Annotated in this window: 21 protein-coding genes and 1 riboswitch; of the genes, 14 read left to right on the forward strand and 7 right to left on the reverse strand. The window is 69.0% G+C overall.

All coding sequences use genetic code 11. The features are described from left to right. Nucleotides 1-120: 120 nt before the first annotated feature. The 6 genes from JZ792_RS11850 to JZ792_RS11875 all read right to left on the reverse strand — a co-directional run bounded on the left by JZ792_RS11850 (nt 121) and on the right by JZ792_RS11875 (nt 6121). Nucleotides 121-2013 (reverse strand): peptidoglycan D,D-transpeptidase FtsI family protein, encoded by a 1893-nt coding sequence (locus tag JZ792_RS11850; RefSeq protein ID WP_216909922.1) that lies wholly within the window; start codon nt 2011-2013, stop codon nt 121-123. After that, nucleotides 2010-2879 (reverse strand): cell division protein FtsL, encoded by an 870-nt coding sequence (gene ftsL / locus JZ792_RS11855; RefSeq protein WP_254189678.1) that lies wholly within the window; start codon nt 2877-2879, stop codon nt 2010-2012. The genes JZ792_RS11850 and ftsL overlap by 4 nt, the downstream gene beginning before the upstream one ends. A gap of 52 nt (nt 2880-2931) precedes the next feature. Continuing rightward, a complete protein-coding gene (gene rsmH / locus JZ792_RS11860) occupies nt 2932-3921 on the reverse strand; it encodes a 16S rRNA (cytosine(1402)-N(4))-methyltransferase RsmH (RefSeq protein ID WP_405183182.1) in 990 nt (329 codons plus the stop codon). 173 nt (nt 3922-4094) lie between these two features. Beyond that, the gene (gene mraZ / locus JZ792_RS11865; protein ID WP_109526252.1) at nt 4095-4526 is read right to left on the reverse strand and encodes a division/cell wall cluster transcriptional repressor MraZ; all 432 of its coding nucleotides are present in this window, start codon (nt 4524-4526) and stop codon (nt 4095-4097) included. A gap of 599 nt (nt 4527-5125) precedes the next feature. Continuing rightward, a complete protein-coding gene (locus tag JZ792_RS11870) occupies nt 5126-5554 on the reverse strand; it encodes an SCO2097 family morphological protein (protein ID WP_216909926.1) in 429 nt (142 codons plus the stop codon). 126 nt (nt 5555-5680) lie between these two features. After that, the gene (locus JZ792_RS11875; RefSeq protein WP_216909928.1) at nt 5681-6121 is read right to left on the reverse strand and encodes an SAV_6107 family HEPN domain-containing protein; all 441 of its coding nucleotides are present in this window, start codon (nt 6119-6121) and stop codon (nt 5681-5683) included. A 147-nt stretch (nt 6122-6268) separates the two neighbouring features. Here JZ792_RS11875 and JZ792_RS11880 point away from each other — a divergent pair, with 147 nt between their 5' ends. From JZ792_RS11880 to JZ792_RS11900, 5 genes are all read left to right on the forward strand, one after another. Next, nucleotides 6269-6886: a GNAT family N-acetyltransferase gene (locus JZ792_RS11880; protein WP_109526255.1), complete on the forward strand. Its 618-nt coding sequence runs from the start codon at nt 6269-6271 to the stop codon at nt 6884-6886. A 7-nt stretch (nt 6887-6893) separates the two neighbouring features. Next, nucleotides 6894-8462, forward strand: coding sequence for a phytoene desaturase family protein (locus JZ792_RS11885; protein ID WP_216909930.1), 1569 nt, complete (start codon nt 6894-6896; stop codon nt 8460-8462). Beyond that, entirely contained in the window at nt 8459-9604 is a 1146-nt protein-coding gene (locus JZ792_RS11890) for a carotenoid biosynthesis protein (protein ID WP_438804328.1), read from the forward strand. Before JZ792_RS11885 ends, JZ792_RS11890 begins: the two co-directional genes overlap by 4 nt. A gap of 473 nt (nt 9605-10077) precedes the next feature. Next, a complete protein-coding gene (locus JZ792_RS11895) occupies nt 10078-10818 on the forward strand; it encodes an LppM family (lipo)protein (protein WP_216909932.1) in 741 nt (246 codons plus the stop codon). A gap of 47 nt (nt 10819-10865) precedes the next feature. Further along, entirely contained in the window at nt 10866-12014 is a 1149-nt protein-coding gene (locus JZ792_RS11900) for a glycosyltransferase family 2 protein (protein WP_216909934.1), read from the forward strand. A 178-nt stretch (nt 12015-12192) separates the two neighbouring features. Here JZ792_RS11900 and JZ792_RS11905 read toward each other — a convergent pair whose 3' ends face one another. Continuing rightward, nucleotides 12193-12879, reverse strand: a complete 687-nt coding sequence (locus JZ792_RS11905) for a hypothetical protein (protein WP_254189693.1) — start codon at nt 12877-12879, stop codon at nt 12193-12195. A 295-nt stretch (nt 12880-13174) separates the two neighbouring features. Then, nucleotides 13175-13270, forward strand: a riboswitch (SAM riboswitch). 180 nt (nt 13271-13450) lie between these two features. Here JZ792_RS11905 and JZ792_RS11910 point away from each other — a divergent pair. The 9 genes from JZ792_RS11910 to JZ792_RS11950 are packed head-to-tail and all read left to right on the forward strand — an operon-like array spanning nt 13451 to nt 22204. After that, a complete protein-coding gene (locus JZ792_RS11910) occupies nt 13451-14476 on the forward strand; it encodes an amino acid ABC transporter permease (protein WP_216909938.1) in 1026 nt (341 codons plus the stop codon). Beyond that, a complete protein-coding gene (locus JZ792_RS11915) occupies nt 14473-15258 on the forward strand; it encodes an amino acid ABC transporter ATP-binding protein (RefSeq protein WP_216909940.1) in 786 nt (261 codons plus the stop codon). Before JZ792_RS11910 ends, JZ792_RS11915 begins: the two co-directional genes overlap by 4 nt. Nucleotides 15259-15262: 4 nt before the next feature. Then, nucleotides 15263-16252: an ABC transporter substrate-binding protein gene (locus JZ792_RS11920; RefSeq protein ID WP_254189679.1), complete on the forward strand. Its 990-nt coding sequence runs from the start codon at nt 15263-15265 to the stop codon at nt 16250-16252. A 5-nt stretch (nt 16253-16257) separates the two neighbouring features. Continuing rightward, nucleotides 16258-16782: a GNAT family N-acetyltransferase gene (locus JZ792_RS11925; RefSeq protein WP_308165263.1), complete on the forward strand. Its 525-nt coding sequence runs from the start codon at nt 16258-16260 to the stop codon at nt 16780-16782. A gap of 40 nt (nt 16783-16822) precedes the next feature. Next, nucleotides 16823-18442 (forward strand): ABC transporter substrate-binding protein, encoded by a 1620-nt coding sequence (locus JZ792_RS11930; protein WP_216909942.1) that lies wholly within the window; start codon nt 16823-16825, stop codon nt 18440-18442. A gap of 3 nt (nt 18443-18445) precedes the next feature. Beyond that, nucleotides 18446-19453 carry an ABC transporter permease gene (locus JZ792_RS11935; RefSeq protein WP_216909944.1) on the forward strand — a complete coding sequence of 336 codons (1008 nt, stop codon included), beginning with the start codon at nt 18446-18448 and terminating at the stop codon, nt 19451-19453. 41 nt (nt 19454-19494) lie between these two features. Beyond that, nucleotides 19495-20367: an ABC transporter permease gene (locus tag JZ792_RS11940; protein ID WP_216909946.1), complete on the forward strand. Its 873-nt coding sequence runs from the start codon at nt 19495-19497 to the stop codon at nt 20365-20367. After that, nucleotides 20364-22022: a dipeptide ABC transporter ATP-binding protein gene (locus JZ792_RS11945; protein ID WP_216909948.1), complete on the forward strand. Its 1659-nt coding sequence runs from the start codon at nt 20364-20366 to the stop codon at nt 22020-22022. The genes JZ792_RS11940 and JZ792_RS11945 overlap by 4 nt, the downstream gene beginning before the upstream one ends. Beyond that, the gene (locus JZ792_RS11950) at nt 22019-22204 is read left to right on the forward strand and encodes a hypothetical protein (protein WP_216909950.1); all 186 of its coding nucleotides are present in this window, start codon (nt 22019-22021) and stop codon (nt 22202-22204) included. Before JZ792_RS11945 ends, JZ792_RS11950 begins: the two co-directional genes overlap by 4 nt. Nucleotides 22205-22391 lie beyond the last annotated feature (187 nt).

Raw genomic sequence — 22391 nt, forward strand, 5'->3', positions numbered from 1 at the left:
GATATAAGGAACGCATCGTGGGACGACGAGTCAGGTTACCGACGTACGGTCACCGGGGAACAACGCGCCTCGGTGTTGCGGCGCGGTTGTTCCCCGGTTCGTGTGCGTGGACTACTCGAATCACACACCGGCCTGCAGAACGAACTGCCGGACCGGCTCCGGCGATGGCGGAATACGGTCACGCTGCAATGCCCAGGAGGCAATGCTGTGGAACAGCGGCGCGGCAGACTGACCGCCGCTGCCGTCGGAGCTGCGCACCGGGTTGTCGAGCATCAGCCCCACCACGTAGCGCGGGTTGTCGGCGGGAGCGATACCGGCGAAGGTGATCCAGTAGCTGGAGCTGGAATAGCACGCGCACTTGGCATCGATCTTCTGCGCGGTGCCGGTCTTCCCCGCGATCTGATAGCCCTCGATGGCGGCGGGCCAGCCGGTGCCGTTCTGCGCCGCGTCGGTCTTGTCGCGCTGCACCACGGCCTGGAACATGGTGCGCAACGTGGCCGCCGTCTGCGGGCTCACCACCCGGACACCCTCCGGCTGCGGCTCCTCGGTGCGCGCGCCGTCCGGGGCGACCGTGGCCCTGACGATCCGCGGCGGAATACGCAGTCCGTCGTTCGCGATGGCCTGGTACATACCCGTCATCTGCAACGTCGACATCGAAAGGCCCTGTCCGATGGGCAGGTTGGCGAAGGTGCCGCCGGACCACTGGTCTCGTGCGGGCACCTGGCCCGCGGTCTCACCCGGCAGTCCGACGCCGGTGCGCTGCCCGAGTCCGAAACGGTTCACCATATCGGCGTAGCGGTCCTCACCGACCCGCTGCGCGAGCATCAGCGTGCCGACATTGGAGGATTTCCCGAAGACGCCGGTGGTCGTATACGGCGCGGTGCCGTGTTCCCAGGCGTCGCCGACGGTCACGCCCGCCATCCGGATCGCGCCGGGAACCTGCAGGATCTCGTCCGGGTTCGTGAGGCCGTATTCGATGGCCGCGGCCGCGGTGACGATCTTGTTCACCGAACCGGGTTCGAAGGGATCACTGACCGACGGGTTGTTGGTCTTCTGGGTGCCCCAGTTCTGCGGACCGAGAGCCGGATTGAAGGTGCTGTCGTTGGCCATGGCGAGCACCTGGCCGGTCTTCGCGTCGAGCACCACCGCGGAAGCGCCCTGCGCGCCCGACATCTCGCGGGCCTGCTGCACCTGCTGCTGCACGTAGTACTGCAGATCCGAATCCAGCGTCAGCTCGACGCCGTTGCCGTTCACCGCGGGCTGTTTGTCGCGCCAGCTGCCCGGGATGACCGCGCCGTCCGAGCCGCGATCGTAGGTGACCGAACCGTCGGTGCCTGCCAGCACGGCGTCCAGCGACGATTCGAGGCCGATCAGGCCGTGGCCGTCCCAGCCGGTGGCGCCGACGATATTGGCGCCGAGCGAACCGCCCGGATACTCCCGCAGCGACTGCGCCTCGGTGCCGACCTCGCGGAACTGCGCCCTGATATCGCCCGCGACGCGCGCGTCCACATTCCGGGCCAGGTAGACGAATTCCTCGTCGCTGCGCAGTTTGTCGAGCACTTCGTTCACCGACGGCGCGCGCGGGCCGAGTTTGGCGTGGATCACCTCGGCGATCGCCTTCAGCCGCTCGCCCGGATCGGGCGCCTTCTCGCTCTTGGCGCGGGCTTCCTCGAGTTCGGCGCGAACCCGGACAGGTTGGAAGGTGAGGGCTTTCGCGACGGTGGTGAAGGCCACCGCCTTGCCGTTGCGGTCGGTGATCGGACCGCGGATGGCGATCTCGGGATCCCTGGTGGTGCGCTGGCTGGCGGCCTGCTCGGAGAGGGCGGGCGCGGAAATGCTCTGGATCCACAGCAATTGCAGGGCCACCACCGCGAGCGCGACCAACATCACGATCCGGCCGACCCCGAGACGCAACCGCAGCGGCCGATCCGAGGCGGCCGCGGTGCGCGGTCGACGTCCCCCGGACGGTGTCGGCCCGCGTCGCCTGCGCGGCGCGGGCCGAGTCTGCGTCATCGAGCGCCCCCGTCCGGCGACGGCTCGTCCGGGAAGGCCTCCGTCTGGGAGGTTTCGGCCGGAATCGGCTCCGCCGGGGGCGTTTCGGCCTGTGAGGAATCCGGCCGGGTCTGCGGTTCCGCGAGCTGCGGTGTCTCCGGCGCGCCGGGAAGCGGTACGACGGGCGACGGATCCTGACCCGCCGCGAGCGGGACCGGCGACCCGGGCGGCACGGCCGCGGGTTCCTGACCGACCGCGGGCGCGACCGGTGCGGGTACGGGGGCGGGCGTGTTGGCGCCGTAGGCGGCATTGGTCTGCGGTGCGGCGGGCTGCTGGCGCACGGTGCTGACCGGTACGACCCGTTCCCCCTGGGCCGGACCCGTCGAACCGTTCAGCGGCGGCGCGGGCGCGCCCTGCGCCGGGGTGGGATCGCCGATCACCGTGACGGTCCCGTCCGAGGCGATGACCAACCGGGCCGGATCCTTGGCCGGGATCATGCCGAGTTCGCGTGCGCGCGCGGCGAGTTCGGGCGCCGAATCGGCGGCCTCGACATCGCGTTGCAGGGCGGCGCGTTCCTCGGCCAGCGTCCGGTTGAGTTGACGGGCGTCGCCGAGCTGGTAGCTGTCCTCGGCGGCGCGGGTGGTCAGCAGCAGGGTGAGCGCGAGTCCGCAACCGAGCATCGCGATGATCGCGGCGACGAACGGAATACGCGCGGCCATCACCGATCCGCGCCGGCGCGGCAGCGAGGGAGTATCGGACTGCTGCTCGGCCCGCGTCCTGCGCTTGGCGTAGGCGCGCTGTGCCGCACCGGATTTCACTCGTTCGGCGGCTTGAACCCGCCGGGCGACCCGACCCGGCGCGGGCACGGCGCGTGTCCGAATACTCATGCTGTCCCCTCCACTAGTCCGCGGGACCCGCGGGTCGAACATCCCGAGTCCGTCACGCCGCCGCCTGAATTCGTTCGGCGGCGCGCATGCGGACCGGGGCCGACCTCGGGTTCTCCTCGATTTCCTGCTCGGTGGCCTTCTCCGCGCCACGGGTAAGCATCCGGAATTCCGGTCCCATGCCGGGCAGTTCGACCGGCAGATCCACCGGTGTCCTCGACGTGATCCGCGGTGCCAGTTCGTGTTTGACGACGCGGTCCTCCAGCGACTGGTAGGACATGATCACGATGCGGCCGCCGAGCCGCAGCGAAGCCAATGCCGCGGGCAGTGCGGCGCGCAACGAATCGAGCTCGCCGTTGACCTCGACCCGTAACGCCTGGAAGGTGCGCTTGGCCGGGTGACCACCGGTGCGCCGCGCCGCCGCCGGTATGGCGGCGTAGAGCAGTTCGACGAGTTCGGCGCTCGTGGTGAAGGGCCGTTGCTGGCGACGCCGGAGCACCTCGCTGGCGATCTTGCCCGCGAAGCGTTCCTCGCCATAGGTTTTGAGCACCCGCGCGAGGTCGCCGTGACTGTAGGTGTTGAGCACGTCGGCCGCGGTGATACCGGTGGTGGGATCCATCCGCATATCCAGCGGCGCGTCGACGGAATAGGCGAACCCGCGGTCCGCCTCGTCCAATTGCATCGAGGAGACTCCGAGATCCATCAGAATCCCGCTCACCGAGCCGACCGGATCGAGTCCGGCCTGTTTCACCGCGTCGGCGATCCCGTCGTAACGGGTGTGCACCAGGGTGATTCGGTCTTCGAACGGCCGCAATCGGTCTCCTGCCAGACCGAGCGCCGTGGTGTCGCGGTCGAGACCGACCAGGCGCAGCTGCGGATAGGTACGCAGGAAATATTCGGCATGCCCGCCCAATCCGAGGGTGGCATCGATGTAGACGGCACCCGGTTCGGCCAACGCGGGCCCGAGTAGCTCGTCGGCTCTGTGCAGGAGCACCGGCACATGGCGGGGACCGGGCTGTGCACGATTCACCTCGACCTCCCGGATCCTGCCTCGCGTCGTCGCTTGCACGGGTCGCCTTGTTCCACAGTGTTTTCGCCGGCTGCGCTGAGAGAAAACGAATGCCGCGGGGTCTCTGACCGAATTCGACACCTGGCGTCGGGGAAGTACGTCAGGGTTCGCCTCCGGGCAGAGGCCGCGTGGCACTCGTTCCGTTCGGGCTAGAAGATTCCGCCCAGCGACTCGTCTCTCGCTTCCGCGTAATCCTCCTCGTGCTCGGCGAGGTAGGACTCCCACGCCTGCTTATCCCATATCTCCAGGAAGTCGACCGAGCCGATCACCACGCAATCCCGATCGAGATTCGCGTAGCGGCGATGTTCGGCGGACAACACGATCCGGCCCTGACCGTCGAGACGTTGTTCGTCTGTACCGGCGGCGAGTGCCCGGACGAACGCGCGCGCCCGCGGATTGCTTCGAGACGCCGCCGCGGCTCGACGAGCGAGCGCGGCGAACTCTTCTTTCGGGTAGACGGCAAGGCTGTGGTCCTGACCCTTGGTGACCATCAACCCTCCCGCCAGATCGTCTCGAAACTTCGCGGGCAACGTGAGCCGCCCTTTGTCGTCCAGCCGGGGTGTGTAGGTACCGAGGAACATCCCGATACCTCCTGCGGATCACCCCGCGGTAGCGGGGAGCACGATCACCTCGGATGTACGACTCTCCAGTAGTGCGCGCTCCACATTACCCCACTTTCCCCCACTTTCAATCGAAACAACCGGTGATCTCGCTCCCCGCGTCACCGATTTCGCAGGTCATCCCAGCTATCACGCAGTGGAGAACTTTTTCCGTGTTCCACCGACACGCCTGGCACAGATGGACAATCACCCGAAAACACTCAGCAAACCTTCCGGAGGCCCCGATCGGACCCCGTGATCGACGTCTTCGATCCACGACGGCCTTGCTACGCACGGCTTTTGTCGCGCGCCGGGTTTGCGGAAGGCGTGCCGGACGGCGCGAACGCCGACGCGGGCGGTCCACCGAACGCGCGATCACGGCACGTGCGAGCGCCGAGGTGGGGAGAGGTGGGGCCGACGGTGGCGCGAAGTGGGGGAAGAATCGGCGAGCGGCGGTGAGCCCGGTGCGGTCGCCGTCAACGGGACGACCGTCGGCGCGCAGGAGAACGCGACGCCGCACCTGGTCGGTGCGGCGTCGCGTTCGGTATGCGGTTGTCGGCCGAGGGTCGTGACGAGTCGGACTATTCCTGCTCGAATCGTCTCCGGAAGCGATCTTCCATACGTTCGGAGAAACCTCCGGACTTGCGCTGACGGCCGGGCCCGCCGGGCCGACCACCACCGCCGGGTCCGCCGGACGGCGCGTCGGTGGAGCGATTGCCCTTGCCCGCGGCCTTCGAGCCACCGACCAACAGCAGTACACCGGCACCGAACATGACGATGAACCCGACCAAGCTGATGATCGGGAAGCCACCGGGCTTCACCGGAGCGGCGATCCCTGCGACGAGTAGAAACAGACCGAGGACGAACAAGGCCGCGGCCTGGAGTCTGCGACGACTCGAGGTCGAACGAAGTCGTCCGCCGCGGACGGACGAGGCGAACTTCGGATCCTCAGCATAGAGCGCGCTCTCGATTTGTTCGAGCATGCGCTGCTCGTGCTCGGAGAGTGGCACGGTACCTCCCCCGGCACTAGGACGTGGCTGCCGCCTCCGGGTAGGCGACAAATAGCCGACCTTGGCGGCTATCTGACACCAATGATACGAGTTCGATGAAGGCCGTACCACCTACTCGCCGATAAGTTACGCGGTCATGCCGTTCGAGAGGCCTCTCGGAGGTCGCAAACGGGACGCCGTGGCGAGCAGATCCTCCACATCGTGCAGGAATGCGCCCACCCGCGAACAGAACTCGTCGGCCGTGTGATCATCGACATCCCGGTCGAATCCCGCCTCCAGCGCGGCGCGCAGTTCCGAGCGCGCGCCGAAGTAGTCGGCCCACATGACGAACTCGGGCATCGCGCGTTGCAACAGCACCCACGCGTTGCGCGAGCGGGCCCTCGGCGCGGCGTCGGCCCCGGTGAACGCGAGCACCGCGCCTGCGCCACGCAGCGCGGCCAGGTAGGCCGTGCGGAAACGCTCGCGCGGGTCGGTCTCCCCCGCCGCCTCCATCAGCAGCCCATCGGCTTTCTTCAGAAGTTTCCCCGCCCTGCCGGGTTCTCCCGAATGTTCGATCCGACCAGACATCAGTCGTCCCTTCGCTGTCGTACACCCCGGCCGGACGGTGTTCCATGACCACCGCGCGGACCGAACAGGTATTCGAACGTTTGAATTGAGATTGAATATAGGGACACCCACCGACAACTTTCCGCGTCCGCGCGGCCGACGAGAGCCATGACAGCCGTCAAGCCCAAGCACACCCCCGCACCCGCACCGGTCGTCGTCGACTTCTCGGTGGCCGATCTGCGCTATCGATTGCACGACGTGCTCTCGGTCTACGTCGCGGCGATGGACTATCCGCGCGGCACCGAGAACCATCGCGCGCCCATGTGGACCGAACACACCACCCGTGTCGGTTGGCAGGCGGTCGCGGCGCTGCTGCCCGACGATTCCGGCCACGTCGACCTACGGACCTCGCCGATCGTCGCCATCGCCTACGGATATCGCGGCGCGCCGCACCAGTGGTGGCATCAACAGGTACACACCGGCCTACGACGTTCGGGCAGACCGGAGCAGGCGACGCGCGAACTGCTCGCCGACTACTTCGAGTTGACCGAACTCCATGTGCATCCCTCCGCGCAGGGCGCGGGCCTCGGCGCGATCCTGTTGCACCGCTTGCTCGAGAATCGACCGGAGGCGGCCGTACTCCTGTCGACGCCGGAGGTCAGCGGTGAGGACAACCGCGCCTGGCGTCTGTACCGACGTGTCGGTTTCGACGACGTGATCAGGAATTTCGTCTTCGCCGGGGACACCCGGCCCTTCGCGATCCTGGGACGACGGCTGCCGCTGTGAGGTTCACGTGACGGTGCTCGTGCTCGGATCGGGCCACAACGCCCTGGTGGCCGCCTGCTACCTGGCGCGGGCGGGCGAACGGGTCGAAGTGCTCGAACGCGACGAGGTGCTCGGCGGCGCCGTCTCCACGGTGGAGCGTTTTCCCGGGCACCTGGTCGACCGTGGCTCCTCCGCGCACATCATGATCCGGCACACCGGCATCGTCGAGGAACTGGAACTCGAACGCTTCGGCCTGCGCTATATCGACTGCGATCCGTGGGGATTCACCCCCGCCGACCCGTCGACGGGCGCGCCGCCGATCGTGTTCCACCGCGACCTGGACCGGACATGTTCGGTGATCGCGGCGTCGTGCGGGGAACGAGATGCCGTCGCGTACCGGCGTTTCGTGCGGGTCTGGGGCGAACGCAGCGCCCGGGTGATGCGTGCGTTCGGCGGAACACCGACGCCGGGGCGACTGCTGCGCTCGTTCTGGGGGCTGGACGCGAAGGGCGGCGGCAGCGCGCTGTCGCGCGAATTCCTGCAATCCGGGGACGCGCTGCTCGATACCTGTTTTCACGATGAACGGCTCAAGGCGTCGCTGGCGTGGTTCGGTGCCCAGTCCGGGCCGCCGATGTCGGAACCGGGCACCGCGCCGATGGTCGGTTTCGCCGCGCTCATGCACACCCTCCCGCCCGGCCGCGCGGTGGGCGGAAGTGGGGCGTTGGCCGCGGCGCTGGTCGCTCGATTGCGCGCCGACGGCGGGGTGGTGTCGGCCGGGGACGCGGTCACCGCCGTCACCCGCGCGGGTGACGACTGGCGGGTGCGGACCGAATCCGGGCGGAATCTGACGGCGAAGACCGTCATCGCGGGCACGCATGTGCTGACCACCCTCGATCTGTTGCGAGCGGGCGGTTTCGACGAACACGCGCTGGCGGGGTGGGAGCGACGCATCAGAGTCGGTCCCGGTATCGGGATGGTGGTGCGCTTGGCGACCTCGGATCTGCCCCGGTACCCGGACGCGACCGTCACCGAATCCGCGCGCGGACTGCAATTCCTGGTCTCCGACCGCAGGCAGGCGCGACTCGCGCACGGCGCCGCGCTCGCCGGTGATCTGCCGCCGCGCCCGGTGGTCCTGGCCATGAGTTTCAGCGCCGTCGATCCGAGCATCGCCCCGCCGGGACAGCATCAGCTCTCGCTGTGGGCCCAGTGGCATCCGTACCGACTCGCCGACGGCACCGACTGGTCGGCCCACGCCGAGGATGAGGCCGACCGGATCGTCGCCGAAGTCGATGCGTACGCCCCCGGCTTCGCCGAGACGATCCTGCGCCGTCATATCCAGACCCCGGTCGATCTGGAGCGGGAAATGGGTTTGCGCGGCGGCAATGTCATGCACGTCGAGATGTCGCTCGACCAGATGATGATGTGGCGGCCGATTCCGGAACTGTCGGGTCAGCGGGTGCCGGGCGCACCCGGCCTCTATCTCACCGGCGCGTCGACGCACCCCGGCGGAGGTGTGTCCGGGGCGAGCGGTCGCAGCGCGGCCCGGCTGGTCCTGCGCGATACCCGCCGCCGGTTCTCGCTGTCCCCGAGGCGATGAGCGAAATGGCGCGCACCGCGTCCACGGATCCGCGATCCGCGGATGTCGTGGGCGGGGCTACCGACAGCGAGCCCGAGACCCGCGAGCCGACAAGTGGCACATCGGAGACCCATGGCGTCGCCGGGACCGCCACGGCGACTGCGTGCGCTCACACCACCGGGGCCCAGGGCGAACCCCTGATCCGCGAGACAAGTAGCGAACTGGAGACCTGTGGGGTCGCCACGGCTGTCCCGCACGCCGAGACCATCGGAGTCGACGGCATCGAGATCGGCGGCGCGGCCGATACAGCCGCCCTGGCGAGCGCCCGGCAGCGTCGAGTGGAATCGGTACGCGGACAGGTCCCGGTGCTGACACGACATCCGGTGCCCGCGTTGTTCGCGGCGCTGCTGGTGGCGGTGCAGATCGGGTATCCGCTGACCGAGGGGGGCGTGCGGGACCGGGTGACGGTGGCGGTGGTGCTGTTGGCGGCGGCGACGGCGCTGTCCCACGCGGCGGTGACGCGCGGGAGGCGTTTCGCGGCGGGGGCGCTGGTGATCGTTTCCGGTGTCGGGTTGCTCGCCGAGGCGGTGGGGACGGCCACCGGGGTTCCCTTCGGGTGTTACGAGTACGCGGTCGGCCGCATCGGTCCCGAACTCTGGTCGGTGCCGTTGATCGTTCCGCTCGCGTGGGTCGGCGGGTTGTATCCGGTCTGGGTCGTGGCCGGGATGCTGAGTCGACGGGCGGTGTCGTGGATCGGGCTGACGGCGGTCGGGGCGGTGGGGTGGGATCTGTTCCTCGATCCGCAGATGGTCGCAGACGGTCAGTGGTCGTGGTGTTCTTCGGAATCCGGGTTGCCGGGGCTCGCGCATATCCCGGTGACGAATTACCTCGGGTGGTTCGCGGTGGGGCTGGTGATGGCGGCGTTGCTGTGGTGGTGGGATCGGGTCGCCGCGAGGACGGCGGTCTCCGCACCGTTGTGGAACGACACGACCGCGTTGCCGGTGGCCGTATTCCTGTGGACGTGGCTCGGATCGATACTCGCCCACGCCGTCTTTCTCGGCCTGCCCGCGTCCGCCGGTTACGGCGCTGTCGGGATGGGGCTGCTGGGGGTTCCGCTCGTCGTCCGGTTGAGGCGAACTGGCCAGCTGTCTGCTGGACGGTGACGAGTCGGCCCACCACGTGGTGGGCCGAAGGCGGCACACCGGAACTCTCGACCCGGGCACCGGAGTCGGCAGGAAGGTGACATCGCCGGCGGTGAGATGTCGTTGTCGTGCGACGTGCACGTCACCTGCGCTCGGTGTGCCGCGCACCCGGCTGCCAGCTCACCGCGACCCGCTCCGCGGCGTCCGGCTCGGCGATGGTCCAACCACCGTCCGCGAAGCCGCACCGGTTCGTCGCACACCCTGTCTCATGACGTCGAGGTGGTGGGTGTCGTCCCGGCAGTGCGATCGAATCGGCCTCTGGTTCCCGGCGAGATGATGCGCCACGCCCGAGGGAAAGCCCGCGTCACGAGGCCGGTGAGTGGCCCGACACGGCTCGGGACGAGGCTCGTCGCGTGCCCTTGCGCCCGTCGCGTGGCAATTGTCACGCCATGCCTGGCACGATGTGACCCGTGCACCCGAGCCCCATGCCAACGATGCCCGCTCCCCCGGCCCCCGCGCGACGACGGCGGACCGGGACGCGGTTAGCGGCCGCCGCCCTGCTCGCGGCCTTCGTGGTGCCGATGTTGGTCGGCTGCCTGCGCGTGCAGGTGTCGATGGGTGTGTCGTCCAACGACAAGGTGTCCGGGCGGATCGTGGCCGCGGTGGTGCCGACGAGCGCCGAGGACAAGGGACCGGAGCTGAAGGCGCCCGATTCCCTCGCGGCCAAGGTGCGCGTCGAGCCGTACAACCAGGACGGCTACGTCGGCAGCAAGGTGTTCTTCGAGGAGCTGACCTTCGGCGAGGTCTCGCAGCTGGGCGGACTGTCCGAGCAGACCCAGGGCATGTTTCAGCTGCAATTCCAGCGCACCGGCGATCTGGTCAGCCTGACCGGGCGGGTCGATCTGAAATCGGTTCCGCCGCACGGGTCCGACGTGCAGTTCACCGTCGCCTTCCCGGCCAGGGTCGCCAAGACCAACGGTAACCGCGAAGGCGATTCCACCGTGTCGTGGAAACTTCCGCCCGGCGATGTCTCCACGCTGCGCGCCGAGGTGAGTTACGCCGACCCCAACACCAGGTCCTTCGCGGGCTGGGCGGGCATCGTCGGCGGTATCACCCTCGCCGTCGCCGCCATCGTCGCCGCGATGGCCTTCATGGATCGCAACCCCAACGCGCCGCATCCCGAAGGCAGCTTCTCCTTGAGCCGCTGGGTGCGGCTGGTCATCGACGGCCGCTGAGCGACCGGCGAAGCGTCCGATCCGTGCGCGATACCGAGGTACGGGCAATGACAGACGACGCGACCGTCATGCTCGCCCGGGCGGGCGCGGCCGTCGCGGTACTCGGCTGCGCGACAGCGCTGTTCAATCGGCTGACGGTGCGGCGGCTACCGGAATCCGCGGCCGTGATCGAGCCGATCACCGTCTGCGTGCCCGCGCGCGACGAGGCGCACCGGTTGCCGGAACTCATCGCAGATCTGCGCGCGCAGTCGGGTGCGCCGCGCCTACAGGTGTTCGTACTCGACGACGCGTCCACCGACGGCACCGCCGAGGCGGCGGAGAAGGCCATCGACGGCGACCCGCGTTTCCTGGTGATCCGCTCGCGGGACGAACCCGAGCCGGGGTGGACCGGCAAGGCCGCGGCCTGCGCCCGACTGGCCGAGGCGGCGGATACGGCCGTGCTCGTCTTCCTCGACGCCGATGTGCGGTTGGCGCCCGGCGCGATCGCGGCGGCGGTGGCCGAATTGCGCAGGGGACCCGCGGCATTGGTCTCGGTCTGGCCGCGCCAGGACGCCGGGTCGGTCGCCGAGGCGGTGGCGCAGCCGTTGCTGTGCTGGTCGTGGGCGTCGACCTTGCCCGTCGCGGTGGCGAATCGGAGCCTGTGGCCGTCGACGGCGGTCGCCTGCGGGCAGTTCCTGGTCTTCGACGCCGCCGCCTATCGCGCGGTCGGCGGGCACGCGACGGTGGCGGGGGCTGCGACCGAGGATCTCGATATCGCCCGCGCGGTGCGGCGCAGCGGCAGGCAGACGGTGCTCGTCGTCGCGGGCAGGCTGGCCCGGACCAGGATGTACCGGGGCGCGGTCGAACTCGACGCCGGGTACACCCGGTGGCTGTGGTCGGCCTACGGCGGCTCGCGTCCGGCGAGCGCGGCGGTCGGCGCGGTCGCCGTGCTCGGATATGTGGTCGCGCCGATCGCGGCCGTGGCGGGGCGTGGACGCGCCCGCCGTGCCGGAATCGTCGGTTACGTCGCCGCCGTCACCGGTCGACTCCTGGCCCGATCGATCGAATCCGGCGCGACGCCGTCCCGCGCCGATATCGTTGCGGCACTGGCGCATCCCGTCTCGGTTCTCGCCTACACGACCCTGTCGATCAGATCGCATCGCGCGCACCGCCGGGACACGCTCACCTGGAAGGGCCGCTCCCTGCCCCACCGGTGACCGTTCGGCCGGTTCGGCGCGACCTCGTCGACGCGGCGCCGCCGTACGGACCGACCCCTCCGCGCGGCGGCCGGGAGTACGTGGACGTGTACGCCGACGGGTCCCGAGAAGGGTGTGCTCTCGGGTACGAGCCCCCGAGGTGACCCGAGCGACCACCGATGGAGGACCCGGCGAATCGTCAGGCGACGGTGGTCATGCCGACGGTCGGCAGGAAGAAACAGGACTGCTTACCGTTCTGGACCGTGCCGAAGACCGCGGCCAGGACCGTGCCCTTACCGGTGTCGACGGGAACCGCACGAACACCGCCGACCGGGAGAGCGGAGAGGAAGAAGTCCTGGACGGCCTTCTCGGCCAGCGGACGCACCTCGGCGGGCACTTCCGGCGGGATCATGGCGCCCAGGATGTTCCCGATCGGTCCCATCGCCGCCGACCCGGTGCGGCCGTTGCTGACATTGAGCCACACCACGCGCATCCCGGTGTCGGACGGTGTGTCGGACACGACGCCCAAGGGCACGAAGGTGAACATGGTCTGGCCCGCTTCGACGGCGGTCATATCGAGGCCGGGGATGGCGACCGTGGTCTTGGGCCACGGTCCCGGCACCGCGCCCGCTACCGCGGGGACGAGTCCGAAGGTCGACGCGTTGTTGCAGAACGCCGCGGCCGTCGGATAGAGGAAAGGCTCCATGCCGAACTTCTTCAGCGCGTCGATATTGGCCTGGTAGGCGCCGAGTAGATCACCGGGTCCGGCGATCGGCGCGGGCGTGACGGTGTCGGAGGTCGGGGCGCCCACCGCGTTGCCCGGTAGACCCCACGCCAGTGCGACAGCACCGGTCGCGACAGCGGCAAACGTGGTGAGACGGCGCATTACGGTCACAACAGACCTCCTCATCGTCGGCACGATCGAGGAGGAGGGTACTCCCGCAAACCTGTTCAACAGCGTTTATCGGGTCGGGCAATCTTTCGGCGCGTCGCGAGGACGCGACGGACGCGTGGCGGCTCGGCGCAGGGCTGTCCGATCGACGGGGGTAATTGTCGTCGGCGAGGACGGTTGCCGGAAGGACTGTGCTCACCATGATTTGTACCCTTGCGAAGCACTTGCCCGTCTTCGCATGATGTTTCGGCTCGACACGTGTTCCCGCGGCATCCGTGCCACGGGGATCTCACCATCCAGAGCGACCGAGAGACCTGGCTCACCGACGTCGCAGCAACCCCCCGGCGACATCGGGTGCGGGTGCTTCCGCCGGGAACGATGGAGGACCGAAGTGACTATCCGCCGCAGTGGCCACCGTTGGGGCCGTCGCCATGTCGACCAGTGCCGTGTCACCTCCACCGGCTGTCGCGGCTGACCGCCGCCAGATCGTGCGCCCGACACTGGCCGGGTGCGGCGACCGCTGCCCGACCGGGGCGGTCGCGTCCGATGCTCGTAAGGACTCGCCATGAGTGCGCCGCCCGCCCCCGACGCCACCGCCCCACCGGGCGAATCCGGTGCCGCCTCGCCCGATACGTCGACCGAACACCTCGCTACCGCGGATGAGCCCGCGTCCTCGGACGCACCCCGCGTCGCGAAGGCGCGACACCCGTGGCGCTGGGTCGCCAGTGTGGCAGCACTCGTCGTCGTGGCGCAGTTCGCGCACGGGCTGGCCACCAATCCGGGCTGGGACTGGGGGACGTTCGCGCAGTACGTCACCGCGAAATCGGTGCTGTCGGCGCTGAAGCTGACCCTCGAGTTGACGCTGTGGGGCACCGCGCTCGGATTCCTGCTCGGTACCGCGCTGGCCGTGGCCCGACTGTCGAACAATCCGGTGCTGCGGGTGATCTCGTGGGTCTACATCTGGGCGTTCCGCTCCATCCCGCTGATCGTGCAACTGCTGTTCTGGTTCAACATCGCCTACCTGTACCGCACGATGTCGATCGGAATTCCGTTCGGGCCCGCCTTCTTCAGTTTCGACGTCAACGGTGTCATCAGCGGGTTCACCGCGGCGGTGATCGGATTGGCGCTGCACCAGGCGGCGTACTCGGCCGAGATCATCCGGGCCGGATTCATCTCGGTGGACCCGGGTCAACTGGAAGCCTCGGCGGCGCTGGGCATCCCGCGTTGGCGGCAGTTCCGCACGGTGGTGGTGCCGCAGGCCATGCGCTCGATCCTGCCGAACGCGAGCAACGAGGTGATCAGCCTGTTCAAGGGCACCTCGATCGTGTCGGTGATGGCGATCGCGGAACTCTTCTACCAGGTGCAGGTGATCTACGGCCGCAACGGCCGGGTCGTGCCGCTGCTGATGGTGGCCACCGTCTGGTACATCGTGCTGACCACGGCGCTCTCGATCGTCCAGTTCTACATCGAACGCCACTACGCCAAGGGCGCGCAGCGGACCACACCGCCGACACCGATACAGCGGTTGCGCGCGAAATTCCGCGAGATCGCCGCCATCGGCGTCGCCTCCCCGCGCGGAGCGACCCGATGAGCGCGGCCGGACGGGTCGAGACCGCGGTCGCCGTGGAGGTGCGCGGAGTGCGCAAGGCCTACGGGACCAGCGAAGTGCTGCGCGGCATCGATCTGACAGTGCGCGCGGGCGAGGTCGTCGCGGTGATCGGGCCGTCGGGTTCGGGTAAGTCGACGTTGCTGCGCGTGGTCAATCACCTCGAACCGCTGGACTCGGGCACCGTGCACATCGGCGGTGAACTGATCGGATACCGCCTGCGCCGCAATGTGCTGTATCCGCTGCCGGATCGCGAGGTGCGTCGACAGCGTTCCCGCATCGGTTTCGTGTTCCAGCAGTTCAACCTCTTCCCGCATCTGACGGCGCTGGAGAACGTGACGCTCGCGCCGCTGTCCGCGCAGCGCCGCCCGCGCGCCGAGGTGGAACGCGAGGCCAGGGAACTGCTCGACCGGGTCGGTATCGGCGAGTTCGCCGACGCGTACCCGCGCAGGCTCTCGGGCGGACAGCAGCAGCGGGTGGCCATCGCGCGGGCGCTGGCGCTGCGTCCCCGGGTCATCCTCTTCGACGAACCGACCTCGGCCCTGGATCCGGAACTGGTCGGCGAGGTGCTCGACGTGATCCGCGATCTCGCCGACGGCGGCACCGCGCTGGTGATCGTCACCCACGAGATCGGCTTCGCCCGCGAGGTCGCCGACACCGTGTTGTTCCTCGACGCGGGCGTGATCGTCGAGCAGGGACCGCCCGCCTCGGTACTCGACAACCCAGAACATCCCCGCACCAGGGCCTTCCTGTCCAGGGTCCGCTGAAGTCATGAAATCCCCGACGACGAACAGGTATTCGATGAAGTTCACCGCCCTGGTCTCCGCGGCGGCCGCCGTGGCGCTGCTCGCCACCGGCTGCGGCACCGACCCCGACGCGGACCAGACCGTCCAGGGAACCGGATCGGTCACCTTCGACCTCAGTCCCGCGCAATCGGGCCGGGTGCGCACCGACAAGGTGGACGCCATCGCCGCCCAGGTGCCGCAGGCGATCCGCGACCGCGGCACGCTGATCGTCACCGGCGCGTCGGGAGCCGCGCCGCCGCTGCGCTTCTACGCCAGCGACGACAAGACCACCGTCGGCTCCGAGGTCGATTTCGCCTCGCTGGTCGCCGATGTCCTCGGATTGAAACTCGAGGTGCAGGTGGCGGATTGGTCACAGAACTTCGTACGGGTCGACTCCGGCGCGGTCGACGCGTTCATCTCCAACGTCACGGTGACCGAGGAGCGCAAGGAGAAGTACGACTTCGCCACCTACCGCACCGACAATGTCGCCCTCGAGGTGCCGCTGAACGGCACGATCGACTACAAGGACCGTAAGAGCCTGGCGGGCAAGCGGATCGGGGTCGGCAGCGGCACCAATCAGGAGCAGTTGCTGGTCAAGTGGAGCGAGCAGAACCGCGCCGACGGCCTGGCGCCCATCGATATCGCCTATTTCCAGCAGGCCACCGACTACTACCTGGCGCTGGCCTCCGGGCGGCTCGACGGCTACATCGGTCCGAACCCGTCCGCGATCTACCACGCCGCCACCGCGAAGCAGACCAAGATCGTGGCGACCTTCTCCGGCGCGGGCGAGGCGTTACAGGGCGAGATCGGCGTGCTGACCAAGAAGGGCAACGGCCTGATCACCCCGATCCACCAGGCCCTCGAACATCTCATCGGCAACGGCTCGTACCAGAAGGTCATCGACCGCTGGGGGCTGAACACCGAAGCGCTCACCGGTTCGCGGATCAATCCGCCCGGCCTGCCGAAGAAGGGGTGAGCGCGGTGGCCTCACGTTTCCCCGACAACGGATTGCGGGTGCACCGCGTCGCCCAATCCGATCCGCTCGCCGCCCCGCTGCTGGCGGAGTTGGCGGTCGAGTACAGCACCCGCTACGGCAGATCCCCCGGCCAGGTGCACGCCTCGCTGGTGGAGTATCCGGCGGACGAGTTCGCGCCACCGCACGGGGATCTGCTCGTCGTCACCCGGGATTCGGAACCGGTGGCGGGTGGCGCCTTCCAACGTCACGACGAGGACACCGCCGAACTCAAGCGCATCTGGACCTCGCGCGAACATCGCAGGCAGGGGTTGGGCCGGTATGTCCTGGAGCAGTTGGAGGCCGAGATCGGCCGCCGGGGCTATCGGCGTATCTACCTGACGACCGGACCGCGTCAACCCGAGGCCGTCGCGCTGTACCTGGCGGCCGGGTACACCGCGCTCTACGACCCCGATCTGCCCGCCGAGCAGATCGGCAAACATCCGTTCGAAAAATACGTGCGCGTATCCGATTCCATCGGAGCCGTGGCGTGAATCCGCATGTCGACCATCTCGAAAACCTGGGAGTAGCACAGTGATCCGATCCCGCCTCCGAATCGCGGCCATCGCCGCCGCCGTCACCGCGGCGGCGAGTCTGGCGGCCTGCGGCAGCGATTCGGGCAGTTCCGGTGGCGATGCCGGGCCTCCGCAGCCGGGCGGCACGTTGCGCTACGGACTCTCCCAGGCGCCGACCTGCTCGGATCCGGCGCAGTCCGGCACCAACCAGACCATCTACGTCGCCAGGCAGATCGTCGACTCGCTGACCGATCAGGATCCGGCGACCGGTGCGATCAAGCCGTGGCTCGCCCGCACCTGGGAGGTGAGCCCGGACGCGACGGTCTTCACCTATCACCTCGCCGACGGTGTCACCTTCAGTGACGGCACCCCGGTCACGGCCGAATCCGTCAAACGCAATTTCGACGCGATCGTGAAACTCGGCGGGGCGAAGGCACCGCTGGGCACCAGCTATCTGACCAACTATGTCGGCACGACCGCGGTGGACCGATTGACCGCCAGGGTCGAGTTCAGCAAACCGAACGCGCAATTCCTGCAAGCCAGCTCCACCACGCAGCTCGGTCTGCTCGCCGACAGCACCACCGCGAAAACCGCCGAGCAGAGATGCGTGGGCGACAATATCGGCAGCGGGCCGTTCACCTACGCGGGCTGGCGTCAGGACGCCTCGGCGACGCTGGCCAAACGCGCCGGATACAACTGGGGTTCGGATGTCTTCGCCCATCGCGGCGAGGCGTATCTGGACCGTATCGAATTCACCGTCGTCCCCGAATCCGGGGTACGCACGGGCAGTCTCACCTCCGGTCAGCTCGACGCGATCAGCGACGCGCTCGTCCAGGACGTCCCGCAGCTCGAGGCCGCGGGCGGCCGACTGCTGAGCACCCCCAATCCGGGCGTCACGTTCGGTTTGCAGCCCAATGTGACCCGGGGTCCGCTGCGCGATCCCGCCGTGCGCCAGGCACTGCTGCCCGCGATCGACAGGCAGCAGTTGATCGACACCGTGCTCGGGCCGCAGTTCAAGCCCGCGACGAGCGTGCTGGCCGCCAATACCCCCGGCTACAAGGATCTCTCGGCCCAGCTGAGCTACGACCCGGCCAAGGCGAAGACCCTCCTCGATCAGGCGGGCTGGACGCCGGGCGGTGACGGGATCCGGGTGAAGAACGGCGAGCGGCTGTCCTTCGGTGTGTTGTTCAGCCAGGTGTTCGGCGGTAACCAGGCGATTCTCGAGCTGGTGCAGCAGCAACTGCGCCAGGTCGGCGTCGATCTGAAACTGGACCTGGCCTCGATCTCCGAGGTGACGGCCAGACAGAACTCCAAGGATTTCGACAGCGTCTACTACAACTCGACCCGGGCCGACGGGGATATCCTGCGCACCTCGTTCGGACTCGCGGGGCGTAATCTCAGTGCACGCGAAGCTATTCCGGCGCTCGACGAAGTCCTCGACAGCCAGTTGAGCGCGGGCGACACCGCCGCGCGCGCCCAACTGATCCAGACCGCCCAGCAGCGCATCTTCGAGGCCGGTCTGTGGGTGCCCACGGTCGAACTCTCACAGGCCATCGGCGCGGCCGGGACCGTGCGGGATCTCAAATTCGAGGCGTCGGCACGTCTGCAGTTCTTCGACACCTGGTTGAGCGGGCGCTGACCCATGGCGCGCTATCTGGCCCTTCGCGTCCTGCAGGCGATCTGGGTGCTGTGGGCGGCGTTCACGCTCTCGTTCGTGGTGCTGTTCCTGCTGCCCGCCGACCCGGTCTCGATCGCGGCCGACGGGGGCGGCGCGGGCACCCCGGTCGACAAGGCCGCCGTCGCCGAACTACAGGCGCGTTACGGGCTGGACAAGCCGCTGTGGGACCAGTACCTGACCGCCCTCGGGCACGGGGTGCGCGGGGATCTCGGCCATTCCATCGTCACCGGTCAGCCGGTGACGCGGGCGATCGGCGACGCCCTGCCGGACACGCTCGCGCTGGCCGGGCTCGCGCTGCTGTTCGCGACGGTCGGCGGGGTCGCGCTGGCTTTCGCCGCGACCTACACCCGGCGGCCGTGGCTGCGCAACGGTTTGGCCGCGTTACCGTCGCTCGGGGTGTCGGTGCCGACCTTCTGGACCGGATTGCTGCTGCTGCAACTGTTCTCGTTCCACTGGCGGCTCGCGCCCGCGTTCGGCGGGCACGGTTTCGCGGGCACGGTGCTCCCCGCGCTGACGCTGGCCGTCCCGATCGGGGCCGTCATCGCCCAGGTGCTCGCCGCCGGACTCGAATCGACATGGCGGCAGCCGTTCGTCGAGGTGGCACTGGCCAAGGGCGGGTCGCGCTGGTGGGTGCAGCGGACCCACGTGCTGCGCCCGGCCAGCGTGCCGACCTTCACCATCGCCGGTGTGCTCGTGGGCAATATGCTCGCCGGCTCGGTGGTGGTGGAAACGGTGTTCGCCCGCGCCGGGGTCGGCAGGCTGACCCAGACCTCGGTCATGGCCCAGGACATCCCCATGGTCCAGGGCATCGTGCTGTTCACCTCGGTGGTGTTCGTGAGCGTCAACCTCCTCGTCGACCTGCTCTATCCCCTGCTCGATCCGCGGATCGCGGGTAGGGCGCGGCGGGTGGGCGACGTGGCCGCCGAGACATCCACCGACAAGACCATCGAGGAGGTGGCGGTTCGTGTCTGAGTCCTGCTACGACCCGTCGGGTGACACGGGGGTGACGGCGCATGGTCGACGTCGCTGAGGATTCCCGGCGCGCCACGCTGCCGCTGCCGATCCGCCCCGTGGTGCGGTGGCGGAGCCTGCTCGACAACGCCGGACTGCTTGTCGCCGCCGCGGTGGCGCTGCTCGCCGTCGGCTGGGCGCTGTTCCCCTCGGTGTTCGCCGGTGGCGATCCGCTGACCGGGGTGCCCTCGGACAAACTCCAGGGGCCGAGCGCCGAACACTGGTTCGGCACCGACAATATCGGGCGCGACCTCTACACGCGGATGGTGCACGGGGCCGGGCTCTCGCTCACCGCGACGCTGTCGGCGGTGGCGATCGCGCTGATCGCCGGAACGCTGCTCGGACTGCTGGCCGGGGCGATCGGCGGTCTCGTCGACACCGCCATCATGCGCGTGGTCGACGTCCTGCTGTCGATCCCGTCGCTGCTGCTCTCGCTGGCGCTGGTCACCGCGCTCGGCTTCGGCACCCGCAATGTGGCGATCGCCGTCGGTGTCTCGCTGGTCGCGAATTTCGCCAGGGTGATGCGCTCGGAAGTGCTTCGGGTCAAGCAGGCGACCTATGTGGAGGCGGCGCACGCGTCGGGGGTGCGCTGGTACACGGTGCTCGCACGGCACGTGCTGCCCAATTCCTATCAGCCGGTCGTCGCGCTGGCCGCAGTGGAATTCGGTATGGCGGTGCTTGCGGTCTCGGCCCTGAGTTTCCTCGGCTACGGCGCGAAACCGCCCACCCCCGAATGGGGTTCGCTGATCTCCGAGGGCCGCAACTACCTCGCCACCGCCTGGTGGCTCACCACGCTTCCCGGCCTGGTGATCATCGCCGTCGTGATCGCCGCCCAGCGGCTCGGCCGCGCCGCGGGAAGGAATTCCGACCGATGAGCCGCTCACTCGAAGCCGATATCGCACTCGCCGAAGAGAACACGCCCGCCGAGGCCGCCGCCCTGCTGCGCGTCGACGAGCTGCGCGTGCGCTACCGGGGCGAGAACGGCCCGGTGACGGCTCTCGACGGTGTCTCGCTGACCATCGCGAAGGGCGAAGTGGTCGCCCTGGTCGGCGAATCCGGTTCGGGAAAATCGACATTGGCGCAGGCGGTGATCGGACTGCTCGGGTCGGCGGGTGAGATCACCGGCGGCACCGTGGTTTTCGACGGTAAGCCGGTGCGCCCCGACGACGAGCGCACGCTGCGTGGTTTGCGCGGGGTCCGGATCGGTTTCGTTCCACAGGATCCCGGACTGTCGTTGAATCCGGTGCGCCGCGTCGGCGACCAGGTGGCCGAAACGCTGATCGTGCACGGCATCGCCGACCGGCGCTCGGCCCGTGACCGCGCACTGCGGCTGCTCGCCGACGCCGGACTCGACCGGCCGGAACTGCGCGCGAGCCAGTACCCCCACGAACTGTCGGGCGGGCAACGCCAGCGGGTGCTGATCGCCTCGGCGCTCATCGCCGAACCGGATCTGGTCATCGCGGACGAGCCGACCAGCGCGCTGGACGCCACCGTCGCGCGCCGGGTGCTCGACCGGCTGGCCGAGCAGACCGCGGCGCGCGGGACGGCCGTGCTGCTCATCACCCACGATCTGGCCATCGCGGCCGAACGCGCGGATCGGGTCGTGGTGCTCGAAGGCGGCGAGATCGTGGAATCCGGGCCGACCTCGACGGTGCTTCGGCACCCGCGCCACCCGTACACCAAACGGCTGTTCGCGGCGTCGCCGAGCCTCGCGCCGTTCGACGGTTTCCGTCCGGCCCGCGCCGACGCCGGTCCCCCGCTGCTGACGCTGCGCGACGTGCACAAGAGTTTCCGCGCGCGCGGCGCCACGGTGACGGCGGTCTCCGGTGTGGGATTCGAACTGGCGCGCGGCGAAACCCTGTCGCTGGTCGGCGAATCCGGTTCGGGTAAATCGACGACGGCGCGTATCGCGTTGCGCCTCACCGAACCCGACAGCGGCACCGTGACCTTCGACGGCCACGATCTGAACAGCCTGCGCGGGTCGCGGCTGCGACGACTGCGCCAACGGTTCCAGATCGTCTACCAGAATCCGTACGCCTCGCTCGACCCGCGCTGGCGGGTGGCGCGGATCGTGGAGGAACCGTTGCGCGCCTACGGCGTCGGCGACAGCGCGCAGCGGCGGGCGCGGGTTCGGGAACTGCTCGATCAGGTCTCCCTGCCCGGCGGTTACGACCAGCGGCGTCCCGCGGAACTGTCGGGCGGACAGCGTCAGCGCGTCGCCATCGCCCGCGCGCTCGCCCTGCATCCGGATCTGCTCGTCCTCGACGAACCGGTCTCGGCGCTCGACGCCTCGGTGCAGGCCCAGATTTTGGAACTGCTCGACCGCCTGCAAACCGAGTTGAACCTGAGCTACCTGTTCATCTCCCACGACCTCGCGGTGGTGCGCCGCATCAGCGACCGGGTGGCGGTCATGCGGCACGGCCGCGTCGTCGAGACGGGGTCGACCGAGGCGATCTTCGACAACCCGCGACACGACTACACCCGCGAACTGCTCTCCGCCATTCCCACACTCGAGGACTCGCGCCGATGACGAACTCCGAGCAGCACCCCGGCCGACCGGCGATATCGACACGCCTGCGCGCATTCTTCCGGGCGCGCGCGCGGTCGGAATCGCGTTCGGCCCTGTGGCATTCCGCGTACCTGTTCGCCCCCGATCTCGCGGGTGCCGCCGGGCCCACGGCGCACCGGCTCATCGATTGGGAGGCGCGATGAGCAAGTCGATCCTTCTCACCCGCCGGCGGACCTCGAGTTCCTGTCGGCGGCCCCCGGTCAGCGTGCGCTTGGCGACGATGCCGCCCTGGTACCGAAACCGGATCTGCCGCCGAGTCATTACTGTCTCGCCGCCTACCGGCCACACGGGATCACCCCGTCCGGCATCACCGCAGCCCCGCGACCGGCA

The organism is Nocardia noduli, assembly GCF_019038455.1.
GTDB lineage: Bacteria > Actinomycetota > Actinomycetes > Mycobacteriales > Mycobacteriaceae > Nocardia > Nocardia noduli.